This window comes from Brevundimonas sp. DW-iso22 (assembly GCF_058725425.1).
The window spans coordinates 123508-141373 of sequence record NZ_JBZXEB010000009.1 but is presented as its reverse complement, the minus strand read 5'-3'; the positions used below and the strand labels follow the sequence as shown (position 1 = coordinate 141373).

Genomic DNA, 17866 nt, shown 5'->3' with positions numbered 1-17866 from the left:
CGTCACCCCCGACGCCGCCGACGAATAGTCCGCCGTGTCGATCCCGGCTCCGCCGACCAGCGTGTCATTACCGGCCCCGCCGATCAGACGGTCGTTGCCGTCGTTGCCGTTGAGCGTGTCTGTGCCAGCACCGCCGGAAATGAGGTCATCACCGCCATTGCCATTCAGGGTGTCGTTACCGCCCTGGCCAAAGAGCTCATCCGCAAAGGCCGTGCCGTTGGTGGTGTCGTTGCCCGGGGTGCCGCCAAAAAACTGGCCGCCTCCAGCACCAACGATCAAGGTACCATCGGTGAACTGCAGACGCTCAATGCTGGTCAAAGTGTCTGTTCCGTCCGGACCGACAACCGTGATGACACCGTTGGAAGTGGTCACAGTCGATCCTGCGATCGTTCCCGAAAACACTGCAGTATCGGTGCCTATGCCACCGTCGATAATGTCGTTACCGCTGCCGCCCGTGATAATGTCATCGCCTGCGCCGCCGTTGATGACATCTGGTTCGGACGTCCCCTGTAGCGTGTCGTTCCCGGATGTGCCGTTGATCGGGCCGCTGGTGACGGGCGCGCCGTTGATGTCGAACAGGCCATTGGCGAACTGAAGGCGCTCGACATTGGTCAGGCGGTCGGACCCGTCGGCTCCGGTGATTGTTGTCACACCATTGGTCGTGCCGATCGTGTAATCAGCCCTGTTGCCAGTGAAGACCGCCGTGTCGGTTCCGGCCCCGCCATCGATAATGTCGTCGCCACCCGCACCGATCAGTAAGTCGTTGTCGTCACCGCCATTCAGCGTATCGGCACCCGTTCCACCCTCGAGCCGATCTGCGCCGGCATCTCCGTGCAGCGTCGACCCGACCGAAACAATCGGCGAAACCGGGGCATTTGGAACCGAAATATGCAGCGTATAAGTCCCGCCGGCCGCTGGCGGCTTGGACGTGAAGGTACCGCCGGAATTTGCGGCCCATTCGGCGACCTGAACGTAGTACGTGCCCGAGAAAGAAAAATAGAAACTTATAGACGAATCAGTCTCCGATCCACCATCCGATGCAGAGTCGTCGTTTTGGGCAAGTTCCAAGCCGTTTTCATCAAACACTCTAAGTGTACTATCGAATGATGCATTATCGATGTCAAAAACTACGACTTGCGCCGCCGATACGGTAACAGCGTAATACTCTACTCCACCATGAGTCGTAGCAATCACCGTGGCGTGTGGGATCGTTGTAGAATTTGCGATATCGGGGTTGGGCAAGAGATCGAAACCTCCAGCCACAGAGACTGCTGAAGCGATCGTGCCATTGGCCGTGCTTGCTGACTTGATGATGTCCGACGCGGCACTGGACTGACCTGGTGCCCCAGCAAACAGCTGATCGTCGCCTCCACCACCGCTTATGGTATCAGAACCCCCACCGCCCCGGATGACGTTGGCGTTGGAGTCACCGGTCAGATTGTCCACAAACGTGGTGCCTGTCAGGTTTTCGACACCTGACAGGGTATCGTTGCCGCCTCCGCCCGATGCCGTTCCATCGGCCAGGTTCACGACAATCCCGGCACCCGCAGCCGAATAATCAGCCGTGTCGATACCGGTCCCACCGTTCAGGGCGTCGTTACCAATGCCACCGATGAGAAGGTCATTGCCCAAGCCGCCATTCAGAATGTCGTTTCCGGAGCCGCCTTCAAGCGTGTCGTCTCCATCCAGGCCATTGAGGGTATCGTCCCCACCCAGGCCGGCAATCGTATCGGCCAAAGCGGTGCCGTTGACCGTCTCGTCGGTGATGTCGCCCGCTACGATCAGCCCGCCGGTAGGGGCCGCGGCGATCGTCTGATCGGAGAATACCAGAAACTCGACGTTCCTGATTGTGACGGTACCGCCCGGCCCTGTGACCGTCCCCACCTGGCCGTTCCACGTGATAGTATACGACGACCTGGCACCCGAAAACACGACGGTGTCCGACCCCAGACCGCCGTCGATGGTGTCGTTACCGCCACCTCCCGTGATCCGGTTGTCCGCGGAGTTGCCGCGGATGGTATCGTTGCCAGCGCCGCCGATCGCATTTTCGATCACCGCGCCCAGAGCGATAGAAACGTTGCCGACCATGCCCCCGACACTCGAGAACGAGGCCTGACGAAGATCGATGGTGCTGTTGGAGGTGTAACCGGAGAAGTCGAAGGTATCGACACCGCCGGCATCCCAGACGGCGAAGATTAGGGTCGATGCAGAACTGGTTGCGCTGAACCAGACCTGACCTGCATTTGAATTGAAGCCGTAGGTTGTGTCGCCCGTGCGGGTCGTCATGTTTGCACCGTACAGGCGCTGAACCGCAGAGATGTCATCGAGTTGCGGAATGGAGGCGTAACGATTGCCACCCGCCCCATTCACACGATAGTCGGCCCCGGTTTCCCGCTCCGTGAAATAGCTCATCACGCTGTACTGGAGGGAGTCCTCGAAATAGGTCGCGTTCGCACCATAGGTGATCTGGGTGCCGGCCGAAGCGTTATAGGCTGCGGGATGGCTGAGACCGATGGCATGGCCGATCTCGTGCAACATCGTCAGCTGGCCGTAGCCCTGCTGGACCGGCGTGGCGTTGTAGGACAGGGAATTGTTGATCCAGACATCGCCCTGGACGGCACTGGAGGCCGTTGCGCCGGGCCGCCCGCCGGGAAGATAGGCAAAGGCTGCGGCACCGCTCTGTCCGGAACTGTAGTTGCCCAGCACAATGGTGGCATTGTTGGAATATTCGCTGCCGGCATCCGTCACCCGGTTGAAGGTGATGTTGGCCACATCGGCCCATGCCGCGAACGCCAGCTCCGCAGCCGCGATCTGGCCCGCGCTGAACTGGCTGAAGCCCTGGGTGTCTGTTGGCATGGTCGCGGCACTGGCACGGTAGGAGTAGGTCACCACCGCCGCAGTACCCAGAGCGGTGGCCCAGCTCTGGCCGGTCCGCGTAATCTGAGCACCGGCATCGTCCGTGAACAGGGACGGCTTGCCGTTGCTACCGAAACCGCCCCGGTCGTCGCCGTTCAGTATGACGCCCTGGCCACCATCGGTCCCATCTGTGGGCCCTCGATATACGCCGCAGCAGCCGCACACCTGGTAGCTGGCAATCGCCCCGAAGTAGGGATTTGTGGCCGGGCCGTCCCCTTCGACGAAGCGCGGCCGCCCTCCATCAGAACTCATTTCAGAGCTACCGTGATCCAGCGCGTCGAAGCGATTAGCGGCAAAGGTGTCGAACATGGGAAGTCCCCGATTTAAAACTCATCACAGGCACACTAGCGCGGCCCTGAAAGACGACAAGCGTAACCGTGCTATGTTTGATGTCGCATATAGCCACCCTTGTGAAAGGGGCTTGGCCTGCGATAGGACCACCCGCCGATGCTTCAGATGGGCATTGGCGACGCCGATCTGACCTTTTTTCCTGTATGACGGCCCTATTTCGGCGCTGGAGACCCTTATGACCAAGACCGCCCTGATTACTGGCGTCACAGGCCAGGACGGCTCCTATCTGGCCGAATTTCTGCTGGAAAAAGGCTATCACGTTCACGGCATCAAGCGCCGTTCGTCGCTGTTCAATACCGATAGGGTCGATCACATCTATCAGGACCTCCACGAAGGCGACGTGCGGTTCCAGATGCATTTCGGCGATCTGACGGACACCTCCAATCTGGTGCGTATCATTCAGGAGGTTCAGCCGGACGAGATTTACAATCTCGGAGCCCAGAGCCACGTCGCTGTCAGTTTCGAGACACCGGAATACACGGCCGACGTCGATGCCCTGGGCACCCTGCGTCTTCTTGAGGCGATCCGCCTGCTGGGGCTGGAGAAGAAGACGAAGTTCTATCAGGCCTCGACGTCCGAACTGTACGGCTTGGTGCAGGAGCCGATCCAGTCGGAGACCACGCCCTTCTATCCGCGCAGTCCCTATGCGGTCTCCAAGATGTTCGCCTACTGGATGTGCGTGAATTACCGCGAGGCCTACGGGATCTTCGCCTGCAACGGCATCCTGTTCAATCACGAGAGTGAGCGCCGCGGCGAGACCTTCGTGACCCGCAAGATCACCCGGGGTCTGGGCGAAATCGCGCAAGGGCTCAGCGACTGTCTCTACCTGGGCAATATGGATGCCCTGCGCGACTGGGGGCACGCCAAGGATTATGTCCGCATGCAGTGGCTGATGCTGCAGCAGGATGAGCCCGAGGATTACGTCATCGCCACCGGCAAGCAGTACAGCGTGCGCCAGTTCGTCGAGGTGTCGGCGGCGCGCATCGGTGTGACCCTGCGCTGGGAAGGCACGGGCGTGGATGAGGTCGGAGTTGTCGAAGCCATCGATCCCGCCCATGCAAAGACCCGCTGTCCCGCGATCAAGGTGGGCGCGACCATCGTGCGCGTCGATCCGCGCTACTTCCGTCCAACCGAGGTCGAGACTTTGCTGGGCAACCCCGCCAAGGCCAAGGCCAAGCTCGGATGGGAGCCCGAGATCACCTTCGAGGCCATGGTCGACGAGATGATGGAGGCAGACCTTCTGGCGGCCCGCAAGGCCGTATTGGTCAAGAACGCGGACTGGAGCTGACGGTCTTGGACCCCTTCGTTCGACTGGATCACACGGCCCACCGGCGCGAGGACGATCGCGGCTGGCTGGAGGTGCTGTACGAAAGCGACAGCATGGTTCTGAAACGGTCATTCTCCAGAAAAGGCGTCTTTCGAGGGCTGCATGTGCAGATGGCTCCCTCAGCACAAACCAAGGTGATCCGCGTGGTGTCGGGAGTCATCGTGGATGTGGTGGTGGACGTGAGCGATCCAGCGCTGGAACTGAAGACGACCACACTGACGCCTGCAGATGGCTGGGTGCGGATCGGGGCTCAGTATGCTCACGGCTTCTATGCGCTGGAGGACTCGCTGTTCGAATACGCCTGCGACGGTGGGTATGACGAGGCGTCGGAACAGGCCTGGTCTATCGCCGATCGACTGCCCGAGATGCTTGGAGTCGAGACGGTGATCCTGTCCGACAAGGACCGTGCGGCCCCGCCGCTGGCTCAGGCGAAAATCTAACAATGGCCCGATTGTCCCTGATCACTGCCTGCTGGAACAGCGCCCGGACCATCGGCGATACGGTGCGTTCGGTGAATGAACAGACGTTGCCGGATTTCGAGTATCTGATCATCGACGGCGCATCGAACGATGACACCATGGCCATTGTAGCGCGCGAAGGAAAACGCGTGACCGCTGCGGTGTCGGAGCCCGACAAGGGCATCTTTGACGCTTATAATAAGGGCATCGCCCGCTCGACCGGCGACGTCATCGGCTTCCTGAACTCCGACGACTTCTACGCTTCGCCAACCGTGCTGGCTGATGTCATGGCGGCCTTCGAGGACGAGACGGTTGACGTGGTCTTTGGCGACCTGACCTATGTCGATCCCGTGGATACCGGCAAGATCGAGCGCGTATGGCGCTCTCGCCCGCCGACAAAGGCCAATATCGCACGCGGTCACCACCCGGCCCATCCGACGCTGTTCCTGCGCCGTCGCGTCTATGACCTAGCGGGCGTATTCGACCTGGGTTACCGCCAGGCGGGCGACGTCGAGTTCATGATGCGCGTGTTCCACACTCTGGACCTGAAGTGGGTCTATCTGCCCGAAATCATGGTGCGGATGCGATCCGGCGGCGCAACTGGCGGCAACTTCGCCAGCCTGATGCGCCAGAATCGGGCGGTTCGTAAGGCCCAGGCCGACCTGGGCATCCGCTACCCCGTCATAGGCTTTGCCATACATAAGATCGTGGACCGGCTGCAGCAGCGACTGCGCGGCCGGATGGCGACACCATGATCAATGGCAAACGGGTTCTGGCCATAGTTCCGGCACGCAAGGGCTCCAAGGGGCTGCCACTGAAGAACATTCGTCCGTTCGCCGGCAAGCCACTACTGGCCTGGCCGATCGCAGCGGCAAGGTCGTCTTCGTACGTGGATCGGGTCATTATCTCGACGGACGATCAGTCTTTTGCGGACATTGCGGTTGCGCACGGTGCCGAAGCCCCGTTCCTGCGCCCTGCCGAACTGGCCAGCGACACGGCCCCCAGCCTGGGCTTCATACTGCATGCGCTCGACACCCTGGCGGCGAACGGCGAGACCTATGATTACGTTGTCCTGCTGGAGCCAACATCCCCTCTGACGGAAGGTTCGGACGTTGACTCGGCGTTGAACCAGATGATCGAGGTCGGGGCCGACGCCATCGTTGGCGTCTCGAAACTGGAGGCGACCCATCCGGCCTTTGCCGTGCGACGAGGCGTCGACGGGTCCATCACCCCCTATGCCAGCGCCTCGTTCGCCGACATGCCGCGTCGGCAGGACATCGAGCCGCTGTTCGTGCTGGATGGCACCCTCTACATTTCCTCGGTCGAGGGCCTTCGCCGCGAGCAGACCTTTTGCCACGGGCGCACGCTGGGCTATGAAAGCGCACGTCACAAGGCGCAGGAGATCGACGATCTGGTCGATTTCATCTGCGTCGAAGCCGTCGCCACCCACCGCGACATGCTAGAACAACAGGACCGGACCTCCCCGTCCGATGTGGAATGACCATGCGTAAGTGCACCCGCTGCCTCACCCCCGAGACCGTCGACACCATTACCTATGACGAACAGGGCGTCTGCTCCGTCTGTCGCCAGGTCGAGTTCAAGCAGGACAAAATCGACTGGGCCGACCGTCAGCGTCAGCTGGACGAGATCGTGGAAACCCACAAGGGCAAGGGCCTGTACGACTGCATCGTGCCCTACTCAGGCGGCAAGGACTCGGTCTTCCAACTCTATTACATCATCAAGGTGCTGAAGCTTAAGCCTCTGGTGGTGCGCTACAACCACTGGGGCTACCGGCCCAAGATCGACGAGTTGAATACCTCGGTCTTCAAGCAGCTGGGCTGTGACGTGGTCGAGTTCACGCCGAACTTCCACGTCGTGCGCGAACTGATGCTGGAGAGCTTCAAGCGGCGCGGCGACTTCTGCTGGCATTGCCACACCGGCATCTATTCCGGCGTCATGCACATGGCCGTCCGCTTCGAGGTGCCGCTGCTATTCTGGGGCGAAAGCACCGCCGAATACCACAGCTGGTACACCTTCGAGGAGATGGAGGAGGTCGACGAGAAGCGGTTCAACCGCCTGATGAACCAGGGCATCACCGCCGACGACATGTACGAGTTCCTGCAGGGCCGGGTCGAGCGCCGCGACCTGTGGATGTTCGACTATCCCAAGCGCAAGGACCTGATCAAACTGAAGGTCCAGTCGATCTGCCTGGGCAACTATATCGAGTGGGACACCAAGGCGAACGTCGCCCTGATCGAGAAGGAACTGGGCTGGAAAGGCCAGGAGGTCGAGGGCGTGCCGCCCGAGTACGACTACGAAAAGGTCGAATGCACCTTCCAGGGGATGCGCGACTATTCCAAGTTCGTGAAACGCGGCTATGGGCGGGCCAATCACCTGCTGTCGATCGATATCCGCAACGGCCGCAAGACCCGCGAGGAAGCCTTGGAAATCGAGGCCCAGTATGACGGCAAGCGCCCGGCCTCGATGGACTGGTTCCTGGAGCAGATACAGATGACCGAGGACGAGTTCTACGCCTATCTGGAACCCCACCAGGTCCATCCGTGGAAGTTCGACCGCAAGAACATGGAGACCGGGCCGATCATGCCCGACTTCGACAAGTGGGACCGTACCGACCTGAGCCACATCCCGGTCGGGCCGCCGAAGGCCAAGGTCGAGTAGGGACGAAAGCGATGACCATCGCCATCATCGACTACGGCATGGGCAACGTCCGCTCGCTGATGAACGCCTTCGAGTATATCGGCGAGGATGCAGTGGTCACGGCCGACTTCGACGAACTGGAGGCGGCGGACCGACTGGTCCTGCCCGGCGTAGGCGCATTCGGCGATGCGATGAAAGCCATTGCCGCGAAGGAGGGTCTGCGGCCCGTGCTGGACCGACTGGCGCTGGAGGTTAAGAAGCCCGTGCTGGGCGTCTGCCTGGGCATGCAGTTGTTCGCCCGCGTCAGCCATGAGCATGGCACACACCAGGGCCTCGGCTGGCTGGATGCCGAAATCCTGCCACTCGACGTGGCCCCGCCGGCCAAGGTGCCGCACGTCGGCTGGAACGCCGTGTCGTTCGCGCCAGACGAATGGCTGTTCAAGGGCCTGCCGTCGGGCGAGAGCGACTATTATTTCGTGCATTCATTCCACATGGTCTGCCACGATCCGCAAGACCTCATCGCCACAACCGATCACGGTGGAACGGTGACGGCGGCGGTACGACGCGGCAATCTGGTAGCGACCCAGTTCCACCCGGAGAAGAGCCAGGACAACGGCCTGCAGCTTCTGCAGAACTGGCTGGCGCACGAATTCTGATGCTCAAGAAGCGGATCATCCCGAAATTCCTTATCCGGAACGGCCGTCTGGTGAAGATGCGCCGCTTCCACGACGATCAGCGCGAAGCCGGCAACCCTGTCTCGACCGCCAAGGTCTATGACAGCTATGGCGTGGACGAACTGATCTTCGTCGACATCGACGCCTCGGCCGAAAATCGCACCGTGGCCGGCTCCATCATCGAGCGGGTGGCCGAGGAGGTCTTCGTGCCCCTGACGGCCGGCGGTGGGGTGCGCACCCTGGCCCAGATCGAGGCCCTGCTGAAAAGCGGTGCAGACAAGGTCAGCATCAACTCTGCCGCCATCGATGACCCGGGCTTCATCACCCAGGCCGCCAGCCGTTTCGGGGACCAGTGCATCGTCGTCTCGATCGATTACAAGGCCGACGAATTCGGTCGCAAACGCGTCTTCGGGCACGGCGGCAACGTCCAGACCGCTCACGATCCGGTCGAATTCGCTCTGCGTATGCAGGACCTGCATGCGGGCGAAATCCTGATGTCGTCCATCGACCGAGACGGCATGATGAACGGCTACGATCTGGAAATGATCGACGCACTTGCCGGCAGGCTGGACATCCCGCTGATCGCCTCTTCGGGCGCTGGCAGCCTTGACGACTGCAAGGCTGCACTGGAGGCCGGAGCATCGGCCATCACCATCTCGTCGATGTTCATCTTCACCGACCACAGCCCGATCAAGGTCCGCACCTATCTGGCGACCAACGGCGTCAACGTTCGCAACCAGAAGGGCAGCCGCTCATGACGCGACCGGTGCGGTCCAGTCTGGATGCGGCGGGGCTGGCTACCTATGCGGCTGCACAGCTCAATGCCATGTTCCCGGACCCGGATTGCGTAGCCGCAGACGAGTTGCGATCTGCGGTCGATATAGCCCTGGCCCGTCTGGACCACTGCTTCAGTCACATCGACAACCGCTACTTCTTCGACGGCCAGAACACGGTCTTCAGTCATCTCCACGGCGACCAATATGCGATGTGGCTGTATCTGCTGGCCAACGAGCTCCATCGACAGGGCGCACCAGCTTCGTTGTGTTCAAAGCTGTTCCTGTTGAACAAGGCCCTTCACGGCCTGGACGCCTACTACGAGGTCGAACTGCCCAGCGTCTTCCTGCTGGTGCATCCGCTGGGGACCGTGTTGGGGCGTGGCCACTACAGCGATTTCTTCGTGGCGTACCAGCGATGCGGTATCGGTTCGAACAATGACGTCTTCCCGACCCTGGGTCGCCATCTGACGTTGCGACCCGGAGCGGCCGTGCTCGGAGCCTGTACCATCGGCGACCATTGCCAGATCGCAGCCGAATCCCTGGTTCTGGACCGTGACCTGCCCGCCAACACCCTCTACATCGGCAACCCCAAGACTGCCGTAACGAAACACCAGGACAAGCCCTATCCGCTCTGGCGGGTCTGAGAACCTCCGATGACGACCGACCCTGATCCCGTTTCCAACACTCAGGCCGATTTTGCGGCCCTGCGTGCCCGGCTGCACAGGGCCATTCCGGGTGGGGCCCACACCTATTCGCGCGGTGACGACCAGTTTCCGTCCAGCGCGCCGCCTGTGCTGACCCGCGGCAAGGGGGCCTATGTCTGGGATACCCACGGGACGAAGTATCTGGACTACGGCATGGCCTTGCGGGCCGTCACCATCGGCTATGCCGACGACCGGGTGAATGCCGCCGCGATCCGCCAGATCGAGAACGGCGTGAATCTGACGCGCGCCACCGAGATCGAGCTCGAGGCGGCCGAGCTGATCTGCGACCTGATCCCATGTGCGGAGATGGTCAAGTTCGGCAAGAACGGCTCCAACGTAACGACAGCCGCCGTGAAGATTGCACGGGCCTATACCGGCCGCCGCTACGTCTGCGTACCGCGCCAGCATCCCTTCTTCTCGTTTGACGACTGGTTCATCGGGGTCACGGCGATCAAACGCGGCACCTTGGCGGATCAGGCTGCGACGACCCTGGTATTCGACTACAACGACCTTGGCTCGCTGAAGGCCCTGTTCGACCAGTATCCCGGCCAGATCGCGGCGGTCATGCTGGAACCCGCGACGCACATCACACCCTGCCCCGGCTGCCCGACGCAGGCGCAGTGGCCGAAAACGCCGTGTTCGGCCTGCCCTCAGAACCAGGGCAACTTCCTGCATCAGGTTAAGGCGCTGGCCCATGCGGAGGGCGCGCTGTTCATCCTGGACGAGATGATCACTGGCTTTCGCTGGCACCTGAAGGGCGCGCAGCACTTCTTCGGGATCGAGGCGGACCTGGCTACCTATGGCAAGGCGATGGCCAATGGCTTCTCGCTGGCCGCCGTGGTCGGCAAGCGCGAATACATGCAGGTCGGCTCCATCGTCGAGCCGGGGATGGAGCGGACCTTCCTGCTGTCTTCCACCCACGGCGCAGAAATGCCGGCGCTGGGAGCCTTCGTCGAGGCGACACGCATCAATGCAGCCGAAAATGTCCCTGCTCATCTGTGGGACTATGGCGCGCGGCTGAAGTCTGGACTGGCCGAGGTTGCGGCCAGGCATGGCGTGCAGGATCACATCTTCATGGAGGGCCCGGCCGTCGCCCTGAATTATGTCACCCGCGATGCCTCGGGCCAGCCCTCCCTGCCCATGCGAACTCTGTTCGCCCAGGAGATGCTGAAGCGGGGCGTCATGATGCCCTGGCTGGCCATCTCGCAGTCGCATGGCGAAGCCGAACTGGCTCAGACGATGGAGGCTTTCGAAGGAGCGCTGGCCGTCTATGCCCGAGCGCTTGAGGACGGGGTCGAGAGCCATCTGAGCGGGGCGGCGATCAAGCCCGTCTTCCGGACACACAATTGATGGCCGACGCACCGACATTCGCCCCTGTTCGCCTCGACGGACAGGTCGCCCTGGTGACGGGCGGTGCCGGGATACTGGGCCAACTGTTTTGCCGCGCCTTGGTTGAAGCCGGCGCCAACGTCGCCGTCGTCGATCTGATTGAAGACGCCGCCGTGGCGGTCGCTTCGGAGATCGGAGACCGGGCCGCGGGTTTCCGCTGCGACGTCTCCGATCCCGCCTCGGTCGCCGCAGCCGTCGAGGCTGTGATGGCCCGGTTCGGGCGGATCGACGTGCTGGTCAACAATGCGGCGACCAAGACCGCCGACGTTCGCGCCTTCTTCGAGCCGTTCGAGACCTATAGCCTGGACACCTGGCGCGAGGTCATGGGGGTCAACATCGACGGCATGTTCCTGATGGCCCAGGCCGTGGGCAAGGAAATGCTGAAGGCCGGACGCGGCGGGCGCATTGTCCAGACCGCCTCCATCTACGGGCTGGTCGGCCCTGACAGCCGCATCTACGAAGGCTCGGACTATCTGGGCGGTCCAATCAACACACCCGCTGTCTATGCGGCATCCAAGGCTGCTGTCGTCGGGCTGACGAAATGGCTGGCAACCCATTGGGCGGACAAGGGCATTCGCGTGAACTGTCTCGTTCCGGGCGGGGTTTCCAGCGGGCAGAACTCCGTGTTCGGAGACAAATACTCCGCACGCGTGCCGATGGGCCGGATGGCGCGGGGCGAGGAGATGTGCCCGCCGCTGTTGTTCCTGGCCAGCGAGGCCTCTTCCTATGTGACCGGTCAGGTTCTGGCCGTCGACGGCGGGTGGACCGCCTGGTGACCGCCGCCGTCCCGGAGGCGAACCGCGACTTCTATCTGGTCTTCGTCAAACTGATCGATGTGGCCGCGCGGGCCGGCATCGTCCTGACCGCCGCCTATGGATTGCGCGTCGATCAGGCCGGTCAGTTCGGCCTGATCGCGACGCTGGTGGGTCTGTTCGCCTTTGCCTTCAATTTCGAACGTCAGATCGACATCCAGCGACGTGCGGCTGGCGAAACCGACGGAGTGATGGATCGCCACGTTACACAGGCACTGAAATTCTTCGCCTTCAACTGGGTCGTCATGATCCCGCTGTTCGTGTTGGCCGTCCTGTTCTGGACGCATGCGCCGTGGACCATTCTGCTGATGGCGGTCGTGGTGGTGGTCGGCGAACACCTGTCCAATCAGGTTTACCAGTATGCCCTGATCAACCCTCGCTATGCGCCGATGCTGGTGGTGGTAGCTGTCAAGAATGCGCTTCTGGCCGCGATGACCCTGGGTGCAGCGGTCTTCATGCAGCCGATGTTCGACCTCGGCTATGTCATGATGGTCTGGACGATCGGAGCCGTGCTGTCCACGGCGGTTCTGGCCATCATGTTCGTGCGTTTCAGAAAGCCAGCGCCGAAGACGACGGGGTTCGATTTGGGCGAGGACATATTTGGCCAGCACAGGGCCTCGATGACGCATTTTCTGATCGGGCTGATCGCCATTCTGGTGCTCCAGTTCGACCGCCTCGCAGTCGGGGGGCTTCTCACCCTCGATCAGACCGGGCTTTATTTTCGCCATGCCCTGCTGGTCTCACTGGCCTACCAGATGTTCAACATCGCCTCATTCAACCGGATCACGCCAAAGGTTTTCGCCGCAGCAAAGACCGAGCCAACGCAGTCGCTGGCCAGGCGGGTGCTCAAGGAATATCGCCTCACCTTGATAGCGACGCCGCTGCTGCTTGCGGCATTGTGGCTGGCCGATCAGCTGACGCAAGGCGAATGGTCGGCGCGGTTTCAGGTCGATCTGGCGCTCGTATCAGTCATGCTTTTGGGCTTTGCGCTGCGCGGGGCGGCTGATTTTGCGGCCCTGATCATGAATGCCAAACATCTGGAACGCTGGGTGCTTCACCGACAGGCGGTTGCATTTGCGACGGGCGGTGCTCTGCTGATCGGGCTGACCCATGTCTACGGTTTGTGGGGCGCGGCCTGGGCAATGGTCGTCACCAGCGGACTGTACGCGCTCTTGAATTGGAGCGTCCTCCCAAGGCTGAACGGTCACGTGGGCAAGGGCGAACACGCATGAAGATACTGGTCACCGGTTCCAGCGGCTTTGTCGGCCACGCCTTGATGCAACATCTGTGTCAGCAAGGGCACGAGGTGCGTGGCCTGTCTCGACAAGCACGTCCTGACACGCTGCTTGGAGACCTGCTGGAGCCCGAATCCCTCGTTTATGCTCTCGGCCAGTTCCAGCCTGAAGTCGTCTTCAACATGGCGGCGGAGACCGACCTCAAGGGTCAAGCCGTCAACGGATATCGCGCCAATACCGAAGGTGTGACCAACCTGATGAATGCCGTGGCCACGTCACCTTATGTGCGGCGGATAATCTGGGCATCGTCCCAACTGGTGCATCAACCAGGAAGCCAGCCGGAGTCTGATACCGACTACGACCCTGTCGGGGGTTACGGGCATTCTAAGGCCGAGGGAGAACGTCGCGTGCGGAGCGCCGACGGCGCTGGACGCGAATGGGTGATCGTGCGCTCCACCACCATCTGGGGACCGGGAATGAGTCGTTACTATACGGGCATGTTCGGACTGATCCGCAGGGGCCTATATTTCCACATCGGCCGTCGGCCACTTCGCAAATCCTACTCCTACATCGAGAACCTGACGGCTCAGCTCAGCAGTCTTGCGACAGCCCCGACCGAGGCTGTCCATGGCCGCACCTTCTATCTGGCCGACAGCGACCCGATCGAACTTCGAGCCTGGGCCGACGGCTTCGCAGACGCCTTCGGTCGTCGCATCGCGACGCTTCCTCTGCCTCTTGCCAGAGCCCTGGCATTCGCCGGAGACATGGCCAGCCGTCTCGGGCTGCCTGCGCCCCTCACAACGCCGCGACTGAAGAACATGCTGACCGAGTATCTTTACGACACCTCTCCCATCGAGGCCGTTCATGGCCCGACGACCATCCCCAATGCCGAAGGCGTGCGCCGGACGGCGGCCTGGTTCCTGGCCAAGGAGTAATCGTGAAGCACGTCCTGATCTATGCGATCTTTCGCACCGAGCCCTGGTGGACCCATGTCGGGCGCAACATGGGCATGGATTGCGTGACGGTGATGACCGACAAGCGTGGACGAGGCGACCGTTGGGTCACCGACGATTTCTACGCTGCCTATAAGCGGTTCAAGGCCAGCGCTGATAAGGCCTCGGATCTAGTCTCGCAGGCCGAGGTCACCGACGCCATCGCCCGCTGTCGCGTGCTACGCTGGATGCCCCGAGCGAAGGCCACCGCCATGGTGCTGGGCATGGCAGAGGCGATGGAAGGGGCGCTGGCCGATCTGGCGCCCGATGCCATCGTCAGCTTGCCGATCGACAACTACGTCACGGACATGCTGGAACGTCGGGCCCGCGCCCGAGGCATTCCGTATTTTGAGCTGACGGCGAGCGCGCTGCCCGGCATGAGTATGTTGCTCTACCGAGGGATGCTGATCAGGTCGCAACAGACTCCGCCTACTGAAGTGGTCGCGGCCAGAGTCGCAGAGATCGCGGACCCCGAATTCGCCCCTGCTTATGTGCAGAACGCTAAGACCTTCACCCGCACCAAATTTTACCTGACACAACTGCGCTTCTGGGTTCGTGGGGTGGTCATGAGGCTTTATGCTTGGGCTCTTCGTGACCCCTTGAACCAACATTTTCTCGATGCCCAATCTTGGTTGGGACACAAGGCGCGGCTTCGGGATGTGGAGGTCGTAGACATGGTCGAGCACGATTGGCAGGAAAAGCTGGAAGCATTTCCCAAGGCCCGTCGGGTTCTATTAGGCCTTCAAGTGTTTCCTGAAGCGGCCATCGATTACTGGCTCGACGATCTTCGTCTCATCAAGCAGGAAGACATGCTGGTCGATTTGGCTGATCGCCTGTCGAAGGCGGGCTTTCAGATCGTCGTCAAGGATCATCCCCTCCAATTTGGCTTTCGTCAGACGGCATTCTTGCGGGCATTGCAGGCTATCCCCAATGTCGTTCTGGTGCCTTATGAGGTCAGCGGAAACGCCATGTTGGCCGAATGCGGTGTCAGCGTCACGGCGACCGGGACGCTAGGCTTGCAGGCCGCACTGTTGGGTAATGCATCGGTGACCGGGAAGGCCTACTACGTCGTCGATCAGGATTTTCTGGTGCTTAGGAAATGGCACGATCTGGCAAGAGTCGCAGATTGGCTGCTGGAAACTGCGCCGCCCCTGTCCATCGAGGAGCGACAGACCCGAATTATCAGTCATCTACTGAGCGGCAGTTTCGACGGGCCATTCATGTCGCTGTTCGGCTTCCGCGAAGACAGACCTAATCCCGAAGCCGACCAGATGGGCCGCGAGCTGGGGCTCCGCCTGCGACGGATGGGACCGCAGGATGAGGACTGGCACGGCCGCAACCTGGGGCCCTACATGGGAGGCCACGAAGGTTCCCCCTTGAACGTCAGGCCTAGGCCTTAGGCGGCGTCGTCCTGGCGTTCCCCGCATCGGCGGCCCGCTTCATGCCCAGCTTTTCACGTGCGAACTGGCGGGCCGTATTGTCGAGCTTGCTCCACAGACGGCGCCCGGGCTGCTCCGGGCGTCCGTTGTAGGACGTCACATGGTAGTAGTCGCTTTCGTCGGGCGATTGAGCCGAAAAGTAATAGTTGGATACGCAACACCGAGGGGGTCCGGCGACGATTGGGCTGACGGAGTGCCACGATCTGCGGTTCGTTTCCATAAAGACGAGTCGGTTGAACTTCGACACCACCGTGTGCGGCACCGACACCTCTTCGTCCCACAACTCCAGATTTCCGCCGTTCTCTTTTTCCCAGCCGGGCGTGACGTAGAACAGTGTGTTGATACGCCGATATTTGGACTTACTCGCTTCGTGACTGTTGTCGACGTGGGGGTTAAGGAACTGACCCGGGAACATCATGGACAGGCCGCCAGCATAGAGAGTCGGGTCGCCATCGAGATCAACGATGCCGGTCAATTCACCCACCCGGTCTACGACGCGGCGGTCCTGCAGAGCATAGGTTATTTCCGTCAAAATCGGCGGAAATCCACTCAGGTCGAAAGCTTGGCGCTTGTGTTCGCGGAACGATTTCAAGGTGCGAAAGCCTTCGGCGTCCTTCGGGAAGGCGTCGAAAATCTGATGTGCAACGGACGCCGGCAGTAAATCCTCGACAATGGCGCAGCGCGTTGCGGTTCCCGCTACGGGTGTGGCCCACTGATCCGAAACGGATCTATCGAGGCGCGAAATGACAATGTCGATCAGGTCTTCGCGATTCATATACCATCTCCTAACGCCCACGAAAGGTAAGTGGGTTGGGCCGTCGGTAAAGCACACCTCCCCACCCATGACGAGCGCCTTAACAGCGCCTTGAACTTGACCCGCTTCAGGGGCATTGGCTAGAGCCTGCGCCACTTGTCATGGAGCCCCATCGTCACCGGTTGGGTTTCAGTCTAGAGTTTTTACGTCGGGTCTCGGCCCTCGAGAGGATCGGATTGCATGGACGGCGAGGGCTACAGATTGGTGGAGCCTGACGCAGCCATCGTGGCTCTTCCGGAGCAGGCCTGGCGTCCTGACCTGGTCGATTATGCGGCACATGATGCCTATCGTGATCTGGCCGTCAGACCGAGCCTGGCGAACAGGATCGGTGGTCTGTCCATCTTCCTGTCCAGCATGGCCGTGTTGCTGATCAAGCGACTGGTCCGCTACGAGATGATACCCAACGACGTTCGATCCGACGCCACGTTTGGCGGTCGCGCAAGCATGGTCGGACACGCCTTGAAGAACATGGTCGCGCGCCCCCCTGCGCGGTCCGCTCGCATCATGCGGGCTGATCCCGGTACGGGCCATCTGGGCCGCGACGGGATTCATGTTGTGACCATGCGACCCAAGGACTTTGCCACGCTGGACGAAGTTGCTAGCCCGCAGTTCGAGGTCCTGCGCAAACGCCGGGAACAGCGGGCCGGAAAGAAGCGGGCGTTCGAGGAATCGCGTGGCCGAACGACACGGCGCGAGCAGATGGCCCTTTTCGATGTCATCGAGCGCGTACTGACAGACGCCGGTATCATGGATGTCGCCTCGGCCTACATGCAGCGTCCAGGCAAGGTCATCGACGTCAATCCCCAGATCAACGACGCCAGCGACACCTTCTGGAAGGATATCTTTCCTGACACACCACCGTCGGAACTTCCGGGGTCGGCCTATTGCCATCGCGACGCCTCCGGCGGCGACCTCAAGGCCATCATCTACATGACGGATGTGGGGCCGACGAACGGCCCGTTCAGCTATGTCGTCGGGTCACATCGGATGCAGATCAGCACTGTTGACGATCTGATCTGCGAGGCAAACGATTCCAACGGCCTGGCCGGAACAGACGCGGTGTCGCGCGCGCGGTTCGCCGCCCTGCCTGCCAAGTTCAGGCAAAAGGGTAGCTTCGGCAACGATCTGCTGCCCACTGCGCCCCTGGCCCAAGACATCGCCTGCGGCCTGTGGGCCATTACCGCTCCAGAGGGGTCAATTGTGCTGTTCGACACCAAGGGCATCCACCGGGGCGGTATGGTGGAAAGCGGTGAGCGCCGCGTCATTACCTGCGTCATAGGATGACGAACCCAGCCGCTCCAACGGGACGTCGGAATACTCC

16 protein-coding genes are annotated in these 17866 nt (G+C 61.4%); 14 read left to right on the top strand and 2 right to left on the bottom strand.

Going from position 1 to position 17866, the window contains the following annotated elements:
- Positions 1-3225: M10 family metallopeptidase C-terminal domain-containing protein (locus tag AC4PRM_RS15650; protein WP_492040560.1), on the bottom strand; the 3225-nt coding region annotated here is incomplete at its 3' end.
- A gap of 217 nt (positions 3226-3442) precedes the next feature.
- Here AC4PRM_RS15650 and gmd point away from each other — a divergent pair.
- From gmd to AC4PRM_RS15585, 13 genes are read left to right on the top strand one after another with little or no spacing between them, the layout of a single operon-like run.
- Positions 3443-4555, top strand: coding sequence for a GDP-mannose 4,6-dehydratase (gmd, locus tag AC4PRM_RS15645; RefSeq protein WP_373258771.1), 1113 nt, complete (start codon positions 3443-3445; stop codon positions 4553-4555).
- A gap of 5 nt (positions 4556-4560) precedes the next feature.
- The gene (locus tag AC4PRM_RS15640; RefSeq protein WP_373258773.1) at positions 4561-5034 is read left to right on the top strand and encodes a dTDP-4-dehydrorhamnose 3,5-epimerase family protein; all 474 of its coding nucleotides are present in this window, start codon (positions 4561-4563) and stop codon (positions 5032-5034) included.
- Positions 5035-5036: 2 nt separating this feature from the next.
- Positions 5037-5807, top strand: a complete 771-nt coding sequence (locus tag AC4PRM_RS15635) for a glycosyltransferase family 2 protein (protein WP_373258775.1) — start codon at positions 5037-5039, stop codon at positions 5805-5807.
- Positions 5804-6553: an acylneuraminate cytidylyltransferase family protein gene (locus AC4PRM_RS15630; protein WP_373258777.1), complete on the top strand. Its 750-nt coding sequence runs from the start codon at positions 5804-5806 to the stop codon at positions 6551-6553. The genes AC4PRM_RS15635 and AC4PRM_RS15630 overlap by 4 nt, the downstream gene beginning before the upstream one ends.
- Before the next feature lie 2 nt (positions 6554-6555).
- The gene (locus tag AC4PRM_RS15625; RefSeq protein ID WP_492040559.1) at positions 6556-7731 is read left to right on the top strand and encodes an N-acetyl sugar amidotransferase; all 1176 of its coding nucleotides are present in this window, start codon (positions 6556-6558) and stop codon (positions 7729-7731) included.
- Positions 7732-7742: 11 nt separating this feature from the next.
- On the top strand, positions 7743-8366 hold the full coding sequence (gene hisH / locus AC4PRM_RS15620) for an imidazole glycerol phosphate synthase subunit HisH (RefSeq protein WP_373258780.1): 624 nt from the start codon (positions 7743-7745) through the stop codon (positions 8364-8366).
- Complete coding sequence (gene hisF, locus AC4PRM_RS15615) at positions 8366-9142, top strand: imidazole glycerol phosphate synthase subunit HisF (protein WP_373258781.1); 777 nt, start codon at positions 8366-8368, stop codon at positions 9140-9142. The genes hisH and hisF overlap by 1 nt, the downstream gene beginning before the upstream one ends.
- Positions 9139-9804 (top strand): LbetaH domain-containing protein, encoded by a 666-nt coding sequence (locus AC4PRM_RS15610; protein WP_373258783.1) that lies wholly within the window; start codon positions 9139-9141, stop codon positions 9802-9804. Before hisF ends, AC4PRM_RS15610 begins: the two co-directional genes overlap by 4 nt.
- A 9-nt stretch (positions 9805-9813) precedes the next feature.
- A complete protein-coding gene (locus AC4PRM_RS15605) occupies positions 9814-11214 on the top strand; it encodes a glutamate-1-semialdehyde 2,1-aminomutase (RefSeq protein WP_492040558.1) in 1401 nt (466 codons plus the stop codon).
- A complete protein-coding gene (locus tag AC4PRM_RS15600; protein ID WP_373258787.1) occupies positions 11214-12029 on the top strand; it encodes an SDR family oxidoreductase in 816 nt (271 codons plus the stop codon). The genes AC4PRM_RS15605 and AC4PRM_RS15600 overlap by 1 nt, the downstream gene beginning before the upstream one ends.
- Positions 12026-13297 (top strand): lipopolysaccharide biosynthesis protein, encoded by a 1272-nt coding sequence (locus AC4PRM_RS15595; RefSeq protein WP_492040557.1) that lies wholly within the window; start codon positions 12026-12028, stop codon positions 13295-13297. Before AC4PRM_RS15600 ends, AC4PRM_RS15595 begins: the two co-directional genes overlap by 4 nt.
- Positions 13294-14235 (top strand): NAD-dependent epimerase/dehydratase family protein, encoded by a 942-nt coding sequence (locus AC4PRM_RS15590; RefSeq protein WP_492040556.1) that lies wholly within the window; start codon positions 13294-13296, stop codon positions 14233-14235. The genes AC4PRM_RS15595 and AC4PRM_RS15590 overlap by 4 nt, the downstream gene beginning before the upstream one ends.
- Before the next feature lie 2 nt (positions 14236-14237).
- Positions 14238-15692 carry a capsular polysaccharide export protein, LipB/KpsS family gene (locus AC4PRM_RS15585; protein ID WP_492040555.1) on the top strand — a complete coding sequence of 485 codons (1455 nt, stop codon included), beginning with the start codon at positions 14238-14240 and terminating at the stop codon, positions 15690-15692.
- Here AC4PRM_RS15585 and AC4PRM_RS15580 read toward each other — a convergent pair.
- A complete protein-coding gene (locus AC4PRM_RS15580; RefSeq protein WP_492040554.1) occupies positions 15682-16506 on the bottom strand; it encodes a 2OG-Fe(II) oxygenase in 825 nt (274 codons plus the stop codon). The two genes, AC4PRM_RS15585 and AC4PRM_RS15580, sit on opposite strands and share 11 nt — an antisense overlap.
- Positions 16507-16725: 219 nt before the next feature.
- Between AC4PRM_RS15580 and AC4PRM_RS15575 the strand changes: the two genes are divergently transcribed.
- Positions 16726-17829 carry a phytanoyl-CoA dioxygenase family protein gene (locus tag AC4PRM_RS15575; protein WP_373258793.1) on the top strand — a complete coding sequence of 368 codons (1104 nt, stop codon included), beginning with the start codon at positions 16726-16728 and terminating at the stop codon, positions 17827-17829.
- Positions 17830-17866 lie beyond the last annotated feature (37 nt).

Coding starts and splice junctions, on each gene's coding strand:
- AC4PRM_RS15610 (WP_373258783.1), top strand. CDS start 9,139: ATGACGCGACCGGTGCGGTCCAGTCTGGATGCGGCGGGGCTGGCTACC.
- AC4PRM_RS15630 (WP_373258777.1), top strand. CDS start 5,804: ATGATCAATGGCAAACGGGTTCTGGCCATAGTTCCGGCACGCAAGGGC.
- AC4PRM_RS15605 (WP_492040558.1), top strand. CDS start 9,814: ATGACGACCGACCCTGATCCCGTTTCCAACACTCAGGCCGATTTTGCG.
- gmd (WP_373258771.1), top strand. CDS start 3,443: ATGACCAAGACCGCCCTGATTACTGGCGTCACAGGCCAGGACGGCTCC.
- AC4PRM_RS15600 (WP_373258787.1), top strand. CDS start 11,214: ATGGCCGACGCACCGACATTCGCCCCTGTTCGCCTCGACGGACAGGTC.
- AC4PRM_RS15635 (WP_373258775.1), top strand. CDS start 5,037: ATGGCCCGATTGTCCCTGATCACTGCCTGCTGGAACAGCGCCCGGACC.
- AC4PRM_RS15625 (WP_492040559.1), top strand. CDS start 6,556: ATGCGTAAGTGCACCCGCTGCCTCACCCCCGAGACCGTCGACACCATT.
- AC4PRM_RS15590 (WP_492040556.1), top strand. CDS start 13,294: ATGAAGATACTGGTCACCGGTTCCAGCGGCTTTGTCGGCCACGCCTTG.
- hisF (WP_373258781.1), top strand. CDS start 8,366: ATGCTCAAGAAGCGGATCATCCCGAAATTCCTTATCCGGAACGGCCGT.
- hisH (WP_373258780.1), top strand. CDS start 7,743: ATGACCATCGCCATCATCGACTACGGCATGGGCAACGTCCGCTCGCTG.
- AC4PRM_RS15580 (WP_492040554.1), bottom strand. CDS start 16,506: ATGAATCGCGAAGACCTGATCGACATTGTCATTTCGCGCCTCGATAGA.
- AC4PRM_RS15575 (WP_373258793.1), top strand. CDS start 16,726: ATGGACGGCGAGGGCTACAGATTGGTGGAGCCTGACGCAGCCATCGTG.